Source organism: Yinghuangia aomiensis (assembly GCF_039542225.1).
Lineage (GTDB): Bacteria > Actinomycetota > Actinomycetes > Streptomycetales > Streptomycetaceae > Yinghuangia > Yinghuangia aomiensis.
Genome location: NZ_BAABHS010000017.1, coordinates 76,520 through 88,940, shown reverse-complemented (window position 1 = coordinate 88,940; position 12,421 = coordinate 76,520). Strand labels below are relative to the sequence as shown.

The 12,421-nt window shown below is 72.2% G+C and carries 10 protein-coding genes; all 10 read left to right on the top strand.

The window, feature by feature from the left end; all coding sequences use genetic code 11:
• Nucleotides 1-743: 743 nt before the first annotated feature.
• The 10 genes from ABEA93_RS23605 (at nt 744) to ABEA93_RS23560 (ending at nt 12,239) form a co-directional block, all read left to right on the top strand.
• On the top strand, nt 744-1,901 hold the full coding sequence (locus ABEA93_RS23605; RefSeq protein ID WP_345677713.1) for an agmatine deiminase family protein: 1,158 nt from the start codon (nt 744-746) through the stop codon (nt 1,899-1,901).
• A gap of 121 nt (nt 1,902-2,022) precedes the next feature.
• Nucleotides 2,023-3,210 carry an agmatine deiminase family protein gene (locus tag ABEA93_RS23600; RefSeq protein ID WP_345677712.1) on the top strand — a complete coding sequence of 396 codons (1,188 nt, stop codon included), beginning with the start codon at nt 2,023-2,025 and terminating at the stop codon, nt 3,208-3,210.
• A 108-nt stretch (nt 3,211-3,318) separates the two neighbouring features.
• Nucleotides 3,319-4,071: an urease subunit gamma gene (gene ureA, locus ABEA93_RS23595; protein ID WP_345677711.1), complete on the top strand. Its 753-nt coding sequence runs from the start codon at nt 3,319-3,321 to the stop codon at nt 4,069-4,071.
• Nucleotides 4,068-5,780, top strand: a complete 1,713-nt coding sequence (locus ABEA93_RS23590; RefSeq protein ID WP_345677710.1) for an urease subunit alpha — start codon at nt 4,068-4,070, stop codon at nt 5,778-5,780. The genes ureA and ABEA93_RS23590 overlap by 4 nt, the downstream gene beginning before the upstream one ends.
• A 109-nt stretch (nt 5,781-5,889) precedes the next feature.
• Entirely contained in the window at nt 5,890-6,897 is a 1,008-nt protein-coding gene (locus ABEA93_RS23585; RefSeq protein ID WP_345677709.1) for an agmatine deiminase family protein, read from the top strand.
• A gap of 19 nt (nt 6,898-6,916) precedes the next feature.
• The gene (locus ABEA93_RS23580; protein ID WP_345677708.1) at nt 6,917-8,581 is read left to right on the top strand and encodes an ABC transporter substrate-binding protein; all 1,665 of its coding nucleotides are present in this window, start codon (nt 6,917-6,919) and stop codon (nt 8,579-8,581) included.
• Nucleotides 8,578-9,540, top strand: a complete 963-nt coding sequence (locus tag ABEA93_RS23575) for an ABC transporter permease (protein ID WP_345677707.1) — start codon at nt 8,578-8,580, stop codon at nt 9,538-9,540. The genes ABEA93_RS23580 and ABEA93_RS23575 overlap by 4 nt, the downstream gene beginning before the upstream one ends.
• Nucleotides 9,537-10,394, top strand: a complete 858-nt coding sequence (locus ABEA93_RS23570; RefSeq protein WP_345677706.1) for an ABC transporter permease — start codon at nt 9,537-9,539, stop codon at nt 10,392-10,394. Before ABEA93_RS23575 ends, ABEA93_RS23570 begins: the two co-directional genes overlap by 4 nt.
• A complete protein-coding gene (locus tag ABEA93_RS23565) occupies nt 10,391-11,428 on the top strand; it encodes an ABC transporter ATP-binding protein (RefSeq protein ID WP_425585059.1) in 1,038 nt (345 codons plus the stop codon). The genes ABEA93_RS23570 and ABEA93_RS23565 overlap by 4 nt, the downstream gene beginning before the upstream one ends.
• Entirely contained in the window at nt 11,421-12,239 is an 819-nt protein-coding gene (locus tag ABEA93_RS23560; RefSeq protein WP_345677705.1) for an ABC transporter ATP-binding protein, read from the top strand. The genes ABEA93_RS23565 and ABEA93_RS23560 overlap by 8 nt, the downstream gene beginning before the upstream one ends.
• Nucleotides 12,240-12,421: the final 182 nt, after the last annotated feature.

Here is a 12,421-nt window from a genome sequence, read left to right as displayed (position 1 = left end):
TCTCCCGCCGGTTCCTCGTGTGGGGTGCACGGGTGCTGGGCGCGTGGCGGTGGGCGGTGGTGAGCCTCGGGTCTGGGGTGTGTCGGGCGTGGGTTGCCTGGCTCGCGGGGGTGCCGACGGGTTCTGGTGTCGGTTCCTTGTGCGGTGTGCGCGCGTGACGGTGGGCGGTGGTGAGGTTCGGCCGCGGGTGTCGCACGCCGGGCGGCAGGGTGCGCCGCGCGGCGATCTGTCTCTGGGCGAACACCGGGCGCACGCCGCGGTCTGTCGGTGCGGCCCGCAGCAAGCCCCGTCGCCTCCTCCGTGGCCGAATCGCCTCCGCGGTATTGACTGACTTTTCAGTCAGTGGAACAGTGTGGGCACACCAGGAGCGGCCTGCCGCCCGGCAACCCGTGGTCGCGGGGACGCGGGGGCGGGAGGCCGGTCCGGTGGCTCGAGAACCGCCGGAACCGCCGAGCGCCGGAACATCCGGAACCGTCTGGCGGGGCTCCGGGTGCCGTGCGCGTCCCCGTGCCGCCGCAGTCCCCTCGTTCACCGAGCGTTCGCCCCTGGGCGTGCGTTCGCCGCAGTGCCCGTCCACCCGGGGTTCGCCCCTTGGGTGTTCGCACGCCCGCGCGTCGTTCACCGCACAGTCCGTCCATCCGGGTGTCCGGTCGCCGCCGCGTCCGTTCGCCCGCACAGCCCGTCCACCCGAGTCCATCCGTGCCGCCCGAACGGCGGAGCTATCACCCGACAGGGAGTCAGCCATGCATGGAGTGCGCAGCAATACCCCCAGCCCCGCATCGGAGGCCGCCGGCGCAGGTCCCTCGCGCCGCAGTGTGCTCGGCGGGGTCCTGCTCGGCGCGGCCGGCCTTGCGGTCGGCGGCCAAGCCGTCCTGGCCCCCGCCGCGCGGGCTGCGGCGGCCCTGCGGGTGCCGTCCGACGACGTCGCGCACGTCCGCACGTGGATGGCGTGGCCCGCGAGTTCCGCCATTTGGGGCCGGCAGCTGACCGGGGTGCAGAACGACATCGCCCTGATCGCCAAGACCATCGCCCGGTTCGAGCCGGTGGTCATGTGCGCGCCGGACGCCTCCAGCGCGAGCGCCGCGCGCGCCAAGTGCGGCTCCACGGTCACCGTCATCAGCTCGATCCCCGTCGACGACCTGTGGGCGCGCGACACCGCGCCGGTCTTCCGTACCGACGGGCAAGGCGGCCGCGACGCCATCGGTCTGGGATTCAACGGTTGGGGGAACAAGCAGACCCATGCCAAGGATGCCCGGGTCGCCGCGAACATCGCCGCCTACGACCGACTCGCCTTCACCCGCGTCGGGTTCACCGGCGAGGGCGGCGCGATCGAGACCGACGGCGACGGCACCGTGATGGCCACCGAGTCCAGCCTGGTCAACAGCAACCGCAACCCCGGAATGACCAAGGCGCAGGTCGAGCAGGCCGTGCTGGCCGCGTACGGCGCGAGCAAGATGATCTGGGTGCCCGGCATCAAGGGGCAGGACATCACCGACGACCACATCGACGCCACGTCGCGCTTCATCGCCCCCGGCGTCGTCATGGTGCAGGTCCCGCCCGCGAACCGCACCGACATCTGGGCGCAGGACGCCCGCAAGCAGCTCGCGATCCTGTCCGCCGCGACGGACGCCCGCGGGCGCCGCCTCCGGGTCATCCGCATCGACGGTCCGGACACCCTCCGCTCGACGAACCCGGACTTCGTCGACTCCTACGTCAACTTCCACGTCTGCAACGGCGGCGTGGTCATGTCCCAGTTCGGCGACCGGACCAAGGACGAGGCGGCCCGCCAGGTCGTCGCCGCCGCGTACCCCGGCCGCCAGGTGGTGCAGCTCGACACCGACCGCGTCGGCGGCGGTGGCGGCGGCATCCACTGCAGCACCATGCAGGAGCCGGTGCCGTAAACCGTCCTCCCGCACCGCACCGAACCGCACCGAACCGCACCGAACCGAAGCACACCGAACCGCACCGCCCCGGGTGCCGGCCGTCTCCGGCGCCCCTCGTACGCCCCTCCCGGAGTTCCCCGTGTCCGCTGTCTTCCCGTCCCGCCGTGCCGTGTTGCGCGGCCTGCTCGGTGCCGGTGCCGTCGCCCTCGGCGCCACCGCCTGTACCGCCGAGGACGCAACACCCGGCGATTCCGGGGAGACCGCCGGTCCGCAGGCTTCGGGAGGGGCGTCCACGGGGTCTCCCGGGTCTCCGGCCCGCCGGATGGGCGCCGAATGGGACCGGCACGAGCGCACGTTCATGGCGTGGCCGGCCTGCACCGGGATCTGGGGCGAGGACCTGCCCGCGGTACGCGACGACATCGCCGGGCTGGCCCGAGCGGTCGCCGCGTACGAGCCGGTCGTCGTCCTGGCCTCCGCGAACCAGCAGGCCGCCGCGCAGAAGGCGTGCGGGAGCGACACCGAGGTCGTCGCCGTCCCCGTCGACGACCTGTGGGCGCGGGACACCGTACCGGTGTTCGTCGAGGACGGCGGCACCGTCACCGGGGTCGACTTCAACTTCAACGGCTGGGGGAACAAGCAGCGCCACGACAACGACGCCCGGGTCGCCCAGGCCGTCCTCGCGCGCTACGGCATCCCCCGCAGCCAAGCACCCCTGGTCGCGGAAGGCGGCTCGTTCGAGACCGACGGCCGCGGCACCCTGCTCGTCACCGAAAGCTCGGTGGTCAACGACAACCGCAACCCGGGCAAGAGCCGGCAGCAGATCGAGGACGAACTCAAGCGGACGCTGGGCGTCACCCGCGTGGTCTGGTTCGCGGGCGTCCGCGGCGAGGACATCACCGACGCGCACGTCGACTGCCTCGTCCGGTGTGCGGCCTCCGGGGCCGTCCTGCTCGACACGCCGTTCCCCGGCGGTCCCGCGGACTCGTGGACGCGCGCCGGCGAGCAGGCCCGCACCGTACTCGAGCGCGAGACCGACGCCCAGGGCAAGCGCTTCCAGGTCGTCGACCTCCCGCAGCCCGACCCGGACCTGATCACCGGACGCGGCGACGCGTTCGTGTCCAGCTACGCCAACTTCTATGTGGCCAACGACGCGTTGTTCATGCCGCGGTTCGGCGACAAGCGCGCCGACGACCGGGCGCGGCAGATCCTGCGCGACCACTTCCCCGGCCGGGAGATCGTGCCCGTCCCGATCGACGCCGTCGCGTCCGGCGGCGGCGGCATCCACTGCGCCACCCACGACCAGCCGGCCGCGCCCGCTCCCCGCTAGACCGCCACCCCTTCAGACCGCCACCCCGCCACCCCGCCAGACCGTCGCGAGTCGGCCGCCCCGAGCCGCCCGCTCTGTTTCGCCTGCCCCGAACCACCTGGAGACACCGTGCAGTTGACCCCGACCGAGCGAGATCGGCTGCTGCTGTTCACCGCGGCCGAACTCGCGCGCCGACGGCGCGACGCCGGGCTGCTGCTGAACATGCCCGAGGCGACCGCGCTGATCGCCGACACCGTCTGCGAGGCGGCCCGCGCCGGGCACCGCTTGGCGGCCGCGATCGCGGCCGGGCGCGGCGTGCTCGGCCCGGACGACGTGCTGCCGGGCGTCGTCGACCTCGTCACCGAGGTCTACGTGGAAGCCGTGTTCCCGGACGGCACCCGGCTCGCCGTGGTGGCCGACCCGTTCGGCCATCCCGGCAACGGCGACGCCGCGCCCGGTGCGGTGATCCCGGCGGTCGCGACCACCCCCGGCCCCGAGCCCGCGCTGCGCCTCACCGTGCGCAACACCGCGGCGGTGCCGGTCAGCGTCACCTCCCACTTCCACTTCTTCGAAGCCAATCCGCGCCTCCGCTTCGACCGGGCCGCCGCCTACGGCATGCGTCTGGCGGCGCCCGCGGGCGCGTCGACGCGGTTCGACCCCGGGGCCGACGTGGAAGTCGGCCTGGTGCCGATCGGCGGCGCGCGCATCGCGATCGGTTTCGCGGGCTTGGTCGACGGGCCGCTGGACGCTCCGGGCGCCAAGGCGGAGGCGCTGCGCCGCGCGGCGGCCTGCGGCTACCTCGGTGCCGAAGCCGACCAGCCCGCCGGCCGCGCGGACTCCATACCCGGCCTCGAACCCGTGCTCGGAAAGGAACTCCCGTGAGCGGCAGCACTCTTGACGGCCATGACTACGCGGCCGTGCACGGCCCCCGGGCCGGCGACCGGATCCGCCTCGGCGACTCCGGGCTCGTCGTCCGCGTCGAGTCCGACGCACAAGCCCCCGGGGACGAGTTCCTGGCCGGGTTCGGCAAGACCGCCCGCGACGGCCTGCACCTCAAAGCCCTGACGGTGCGCGAGACGTGCGACGTGGTGATCAGCAACGTCGTGGTGATCGACGCGATCCAGGGCATCCGCAAGGTGTCCGTCGGCATCCGTGAAGGACGCATCGCGTCGATCGGGCGGGCCGGCAACCCGGACACCCTCGACGGTGTGGACGTCGTCGTGGGCACCGGCACGGCGATCGTGTCCGGCGAGGGCCTCATCGCCACGGCGGGGGCCATCGACACCCATGTCCACCTCCTCAGCCCCCGCATCATGGAGGCGTCGCTGGCGTCGGGCGTCACCACGATCATCGGCCAGGAGTTCGGGCCGCTGTGGGGCGTCGGGGTCAACTCGCCGTGGGCGCTGCGGCACGCCTTCAACTCGTTCGACGCGTGGCCGGTGAACATCGGCTTCCTCGGCCGCGGTTCGGCCTCCGACCCGGCGCCGCTCGTCGAAGCGCTCGCGGAAGGCGGCGCCTGCGGGTTCAAGGTGCACGAGGACATGGGCGCCCACGCCCGCGCCCTCGACACCGCGCTGCGGGTGGCCGAGGACCACGACGTGCAAGTGGCGCTGCACACCGACGGGTTGAACGAGTGCCTGTCGGTCGAGGACACGCTGTCGGTGCTGGAAGGCCGCACCATCCATGCCTTCCACATCGAAGGCTGCGGCGGCGGGCACGTCCCGAACGTCCTGAAGATGGCCGGGGTCGCCAACGTCATCGGCTCGTCCACCAACCCCACGCTGCCGTTCGGGCGGGACGCCGTGGCCGAGCACTACGGCATGATCGTCTCGGTCCACGGCCTCAAGACGGATCTGCCCGGCGACGACGCCATGGCGCGCGACCGCATCCGGGCCGGGACGATGGGCGCCGAGGACGTCCTGCACGACCTGGGCGTCATCGGCATCACGTCGTCCGACGCCCAGGGCATGGGCCGCGCGGGGGAGACCGTGCGCCGCACCTTCGCGGTCGCCGGGAAGATGAAGCGCGAGTTCGGCCCGGCGGACGGGGACGGGCCGGACGACGACAACGCGCGCGTGCTCCGGTACATCGCGAAGCTCACCATCAACCCGGCCATCGCGCACGGTCTTTCGCACGAGATCGGCTCGATCGAGGTCGGCAAGCTCGCCGACATCGTGCTGTGGCGCCCGGCGGCGTTCGGGGCCAAGCCGCAGATGGTCCTCAAGTCCGGGTTCCCCGCCTACGGCGTCACCGGAGACCCGAACGCCGCCACCGACAACTGCCAGCCCCTGGTGATGGGGCCGCTGTTCGGCGGGCACGGCGCGACGCCGGCCGACCTGTCGGTGGCCTTCGTGAGCCGGGCCGCCGCCGAGTCGGGGTCGGCCGACCGGCCTTACGACGGCATGACCACACGCCGCCGCCGGGTCGCCGTCCGCGGCACCCGCGGTATCGGCCCCGCCGACATGGTGCACAACGCGCGCACCGGACACGTGCAGGTCGACGCCCGCACCGGCCTGGTGACCCTCGACGGCACCCCGGTGCACTCCGAAGCCGCGGACGAAGTCCCGCTGAACCGGCTGTATTTCCTCTGAGATCCACCGCACGACATCGACCGCACGACGTCGACCGCACGACGTCGACCGAACGACATCCACCGGCGGATTCCGCCGAACGAACTCCACCGAACGAAACGAGAAGCCCGTGAACTACCGCATGCCCGCCGAGTGGACCCCCCACGACGGCTGCCTCATGGCCTGGCCCACCCGGCCCGAGCTGTGGGGCGACATGTTCGACCACGCCAAGCGCGAGTACGCCGCCGTCGCGCGTGCCATATCCGCGTTCGAGCCCGTCACCATGGTCACCGTCCCCGGCGCGGCCGAAGGCGCCCGCGAACTCTGCGGGGACGGCATCCAGATCATCGAACTCCCCATCGACGACTCGTGGTTCCGCGACTCCGGCCCGATCTTCGTGCTGGACGAAGCGGGTTCGCGGGCGGGTGTCGACTTCCGCTTCAACTCCTGGGGCGGCAAGCACCACCCGTGGGACGCCGACGACAAGATCGCCGCGGCGCTGACCGACGTGCTCGGCGACCCGCGGATCGGCTCGCACATGATTCTTGAAGGCGGCGCCATCACCGTCGACGGCGAAGGCACCCTCATCACCACCGAGCAGTGCCTGCTGCACCCGAACCGCAATCCGGGGATGAGCCGAGCCGAGATCGAGGCCGAGCTGAAGGCCCGCCTCGGCGTCACCAAGATCGTCTGGCTGCCGTACGGCGGGCTGCTCGACACCGAGACCGACGGACACGTCGACGGCGTCTGCGCGTTCACCGCACCCGGCAAGGTCATCGTGCAGCTGCCCGCCGACCCGGAGCACCCCGACTACGCGCGCATGCGGGCGAACCGCGCGGTGCTGGAGGCGTCCACCGACGCCCAGGGACGGCCGTTCGAGATCACCGACGTCACCCAGGCCGCGTTCGTCGAGTGGGGCGGCCAGGAGATCGAGGTCGGCTACCTCAACTTCTACATCGCCAACGGCGGCGTGGTCGTGCCGGTCGCCGACCACCCGGAGGACGCCGGCGCGCTCGCCGTCATCCAGGCCGCGTTCCCCGACCGCAAGGTCGTCGGAGTCCCGACCCGCACCGTCGCGTTCGGCGGTGGCGGCGTCCACTGCATCACCCAGCAGGTCCCCGCCACGCACGCCCGATGACCACCGAAGGAAGACTCCGATGACGAGACCCGCTCCCCACGCCCGCGGCCGCGCGCGCCACCTGCGCCGGACGGTGCTGCCGGTCGCCGCCGCCGCGGCGGCCTTCGCGATGGTCGCCGGCTGCTCCGGGCCGCCCAAGCACGACCCGGCCCAGCAGGCCGCGAACTACCGGCTGTCCCCGGGTACTCCGCCGGCCAAGGGCGACATCGACTCCTACCGCTGGGCGCTGTACGCCGAACCGCTCACCCTGGACTACACCGCGGCGTTCGACTACCCGCAGAACACGGTGCTCTCCAACGTCTGCGAGAGCCTGATGCGCTGGACCCCGCAACTGACCATGGCACCGGGCCTGGCGCAGAAGGCGTCCAACCCGGATCCCACCACCTGGGTGTACGACCTGCGGCCCGGCGTGAAGTTCCACGACGGGTCGGTGATGACCGCCGACGACGTGGTCTACAGCTTCGGCCGCCAGATGGACCCCGAGACCGGCGCCGCGTGGGCCGAGTCGTTCGAGAACGTCGACACGGTCACCGCCACCGGACCGCTCCAGATCACCGTCAAGCTCAAGCAGGCCGACTCGCTGTTCCCGCAGCTCATGGCCACCGCGGCGGGCGTGGTGGCGAGCAAGAAGGGCGTCGAGGCGGCCGGCAAGGACTACGGCACCACCGGCAGCCTCGACTGCACCGGCCCGTACAAGCTGGGCGACTGGGCCAAGGGCCAGTCCCTCAAGCTGGAGCGCTTCGACGACTACTGGGGCACCAAGGCCAAGGCCAAGACCGTCGAGTTCAAATTCCTCACCGACGCCTCGGCGCGCACCAACGCCATGCTCAGCGGCGAGGTCGACGGCGGCTTCCTCATCCCCAGCGAAAGCTACGAGCGGCTGCGCACCAGCGGTGCAGGCACGCTGTACTTCGGCGAGGGCCTGAGCACCCTCAACGTCAACGTCACCAGCATGAAGGGCACCCTCGCCGACATCCGGGTGCGCAAGGCCCTGTCGATGGCGCTGGACCGCCCCGGGATCGTCAAGACCGCCCTCGCGGGGAACGGCACGCCCACCGGCTCCCTCACCCCGCGCGCCGCGTGGGCGGGAGCCCCGGCCGATGCGCAGGCCGCCGCGTTCGACCACCTGCCGCCGAGCACGCAGGACATCGAGCAGGCCAAGAAGCTCGTCGAGGAAGCGGGCGCCAAGGGCAAGACGGTCACCGTCGCCACCAGCCCCATCGGCCAGGACGTCTCCCTCGTCGCCACCGCGATCCAGGACGCCGGCACCCGGATCGGCCTCAAGGTCGAACTGAAGACCATCGCCCCCGACGCGTTCTCGGCGCTGTTCACCGACCCGAAGGCCCGCGAGGGCATCGACATGTTCCCGGAGACGTACTACCTGTCCGTCACCGACCCGGTCGACCTGCTGCGGAACTTCCGCACAGGCGGCTACCAGAACCACGCGGGCTACAGCGACGCGGAGTACGACGCCCTGGTCGCCAAGATCACCGAGACCTACGACCCGGCGCAGCGGTTCGCGCTGGAGGCGAAGCTCCAGCAGAAGGCCGCGGACGACGTGCTGTGGATGCCCATAGCCGAGTGGCCGTCGACGGTCTTCCTGAACAAGAAGATCACCGGCGCGCCGACGACCATCGCCTACATGTACTACCCGTGGGCAGCGGATGTGGGGGCCGCCGGGTGAATTTCGTGAGATTCGCCGTCCGGCGGCTGCTGGAAATGGTCGCCACGCTGCTCGGCGCTTCGTTCGTGGTCTTCGGCGCGATGTACCTCGCGCCGGGCAATCCGGCGAGTTTCCTGCTGGGAGGGCGGTCGGCTTCGCCTGCCGCCCTCGCGGCGATCGACAGGCAGTACCACCTGAACGACCCGTTCATCGAGCAGTACCTGCGCTGGCTCGGCAACATCCTGCGCGGCGACTTCGGCCGGTCGATCGAGTACCGCACCGACGTGTCCCACCTGCTCGCCTCGCGCCTGCCCACCACCTTGCTGCTGGTCGGCATGGCCCTCGTCGTCGTGGTGGTGCTCGGGCTTGCCCTGGGTTGGGCCGGTGCGGTGCGCGGCGGGGCGACCGACTCGGCGATCCTCGTCGGGACCACCTTCGCGATCGGCACCCCGGCGTTCGTCGCCGCGATCCTGCTGCAAGGCTTCTTCGCGGTCGAACTCGGCTGGTTCCCCTCCAGCGGGAGCGGCAGCGGCGACGGCTTCGGCGCCATGCTGTGGCATCTGACGCTCCCGGCCGTCGCGCTCGCGCTCTACCTGGTCGGCATGCTCGCCCGGGTCACCCGCAGCGCCATGCTCGAGGAGCTCAACTCCGAGCACGTCGCGGTCGCCCGCAGCCGCGGCGTGCCCGAACGCCACGTCATCAGCCGGCACGTCTTCCGCAACGCCCTCGGCGCGGTGCTGACCACCGGCGGACTCATCGTCTCCAGCCTGCTGGTGTGCACCGTCCTCGTCGAGACGGCGTTCAGCGTGGGAGGCATCGGGCAGCTCCTCGAACTCTCCTCCACCACGAAGGACTTCCCGGTCGTCCAGGCCATCTCCCTCATCATCGTCGGCCTGTTCATGACGGTGAACCTGCTCATCGACCTCCTCCTGCCGGTCGTCGACCCCCGCATCACCCTGGGAACGAGGGCCACCGCATGAGCATGACGTTGGTACGCCGCCCCGGACTCGCCCGGATCCGCTCGACCGGCCGCAGCCCCTTGTACCTGGCGAGCGCGGGCTTCGTCGCGCTCGTCGTGACGGTCGCCGTGCTCGCGCCGTGGATCGCCCCCCACGACCCGAACACCGTGGAACTGGGCAACGCGCTCGCCGCGCCGTCCGGAGACCACCTGCTCGGCGTGGACGCGGCCGGCCGCGACACCCTGTCCCGGCTCGTGGCGGGCGCCCGCACCTCGCTCCTGGGGCCGCTCGGCGTCGTGGTGCTGTCCACACTCGCGGGCGGTGCCGTCGGCGTGATCGCCGGATGGCGGGGCGGATGGCTCGACTCGTTCCTGTCCCGCACCACCGAACTCACGCTCGCCTTCCCCGGACTGCTGCTCGCCATCCTGTTCACCTCGGTGTACGGCGAAGGGCTCGTCGCGCCGGTCGTGGCGCTCTCGATCGCGTATCTGCCGTATGTCGCCCGGCTGGCCCGCTCCCTCGTCCTGGCCGAACGCGAACGCCCGTACGTGGCCGCCTACCAGGTGCAAGGCCACTCCGGTACCGACATCTGCCTGCGGCACGTCGTCCCCAACATCGCGCCCGTCGTCCTCGCCCAATGCACCGTCAACTTCGGCTACGCCCTCATCGACCTGGCAGGCCTGTCCTTCCTCGGCCTCGGCGTACCCGCCCTCACCCCGGACTGGGGACGCATGGTCTTCGACGGCAAGTCCGCGATCCAGAGCGGCTACCCGCTTTCCGCGATCGTCCCCTGCGCAGTGATCGTCCTGACCGTCGTCGCGTTCAACGTCGTCGGCGAACGCTGGGCCGACAAGGTCGCCGGGAGGAACCGATGAACACCACCCAGCACAGCCCGGCGGGCAAGACGCTCTCCGCGGCCCGCGGAGTCCCCCACGCGGCGCTGGAGATCCGCGGCCTCCGGATGCGCCTGCCGCGCACCGCCCGGCCGGTCCTCGACGGTGTCGACCTGACCGTCGGCACGGGGGAGACCGTGGCCTTGGTCGGCGAATCCGGCTCGGGCAAAACCCTCACCTCGCGCACCGCCCTGCGGCTGCTGCCAGGTGGCGCCACCACGGAAGGCACGGTGCGCGTGGCGGGCGAGGACGTCCTGGCCATGAACACCCGGCAACTGCGCGGCCTGCGCACCCAGACCGCGGCGATGGTCTTCCAGGACCCGCGGGCCGCCGTCAACCCGCTGCGCCGCATCGGCGACTTCCTCACCGAAAGCGTGCGGCTCAACAAGATCATGACACCGGCCGCCGCGGAAGCCCGCGCGGTCGAACTCCTGGAAGCCGTCGGCCTCACCGCGGACGTGCTGCGCCGCCACCCGGGTCAACTGTCCGGCGGCATGCTGCAACGCGTGATGATCGCCGGCGCGCTCATGGGCGACCCGGCCCTGCTGCTGGCCGACGAGCCCACCACCGCGCTGGACGTGACGACGCAGGCCGAGGTCGTCGCTCTGCTCGGCGACCTGCGCGCCCGGTTCGGCACCGGGCTGCTCTTCGTCACCCACGACCTGGGCCTGGCGGCGGCGATCAGCGACCGCGTGTACGTCATGTACGCCGGTCGGATCGCCGAAACCGGCCCCGCGGCATCGGTGTTCGCGCGGCCGAGGCACCCGTATACGAAAGCGCTCCTGGACTCGACCCCCAGCCTGGACGCGCCGCAGGGACGGCTTGCCGCCATCGACGGGCAACCCCCGGACCTGCGGCAGGAACTGGCGGGCTGCCCGTTCGCGCCGCGCTGCGCTTTCGCCACCGACCTGTGCGGCACCGAGGCGCCCCGGCGCATGCCCGCCCGCGGCGAGCCCGCGCACACCGCCACCTGCCACCACAGCGACCGTCTCGAAGGGAGGCGCGGCGATGCCTGACCCCCTGCTCGAAGTCCGCGGACTGTGCCGCACGTTCGGCGAAGTGCGCGCCGTCGACGAGGTGTCCTTCACGCTCCCCGACGGCGGCTCGCTGGGCATCGTCGGCGAGTCCGGCTCCGGGAAGACCACGACCGCCCGCATCGTCGTGGGCCTCGACCGCGCCGATGCGGGGAGCGTCCGGGTCCGCGGCCAGGACCGGACGGCGCAGCCCGGCGGGCGCGCCGAGCGCCTGGCCCGGGCCCGCCAGATCCAGATGGTCTTCCAGGACCCTTACCTGTCACTGGACCCGCGCACCAGCGTCGAAGCCGTGCTCCGCGAGACCCTGAAACTGCACCGGCCCGGCACCGACCCGGCCCCGCGGATCCGCAAGCTCCTCGACCAGGTCGGCCTGGGCACCCGGGCCGCCGACGCGCTGCCCCGCGAACTGTCCGGCGGGCAGCGGCAACGCGTCGCGATCGCCCGGGCGCTCGCCGTCGAGCCCGCCATCCTCGTCCTCGACGAGGCCGTGGCCGCGCTCGACGTGTCGGTACAAGCGCAGATCCTCAACCTCCTCGCCGACATCCGCGCGGAGACCCGCATCGGCTACCTGTTCATCACCCACGACCTCGGCGTGGTCCGGTGCGTCACCGACGACGTCATCGTCATGCGCCGCGGCCGGATCGTCGAATCCGGCCGCACCGCCGACGTCCTGGCCCTCCCGAACCACGCCTACACCCGCCTGCTCATGGACTCCGTCCCCCGCCCGGGCTGGGACCCCCACGCCATCGGCGCTGCCCGGCGCGCGCTGCAGGCGAGCGAGACCGGCACCTGACCATGCCGACGCGGTCCCGCGGGGGAGGCGACGGATGCGGCCGTGACCTCGCGGGCCGCGCCGCGTTGACACGATCATGATCACCACAAAGCGTGCCGTCGGCGCCGCGGCGCCGCGGTGCCGGCCGCGGCCGCCGCCCTCGCCGCTGCCTCCCCTGCCTCCGCTTCCGTCAACAACGACGG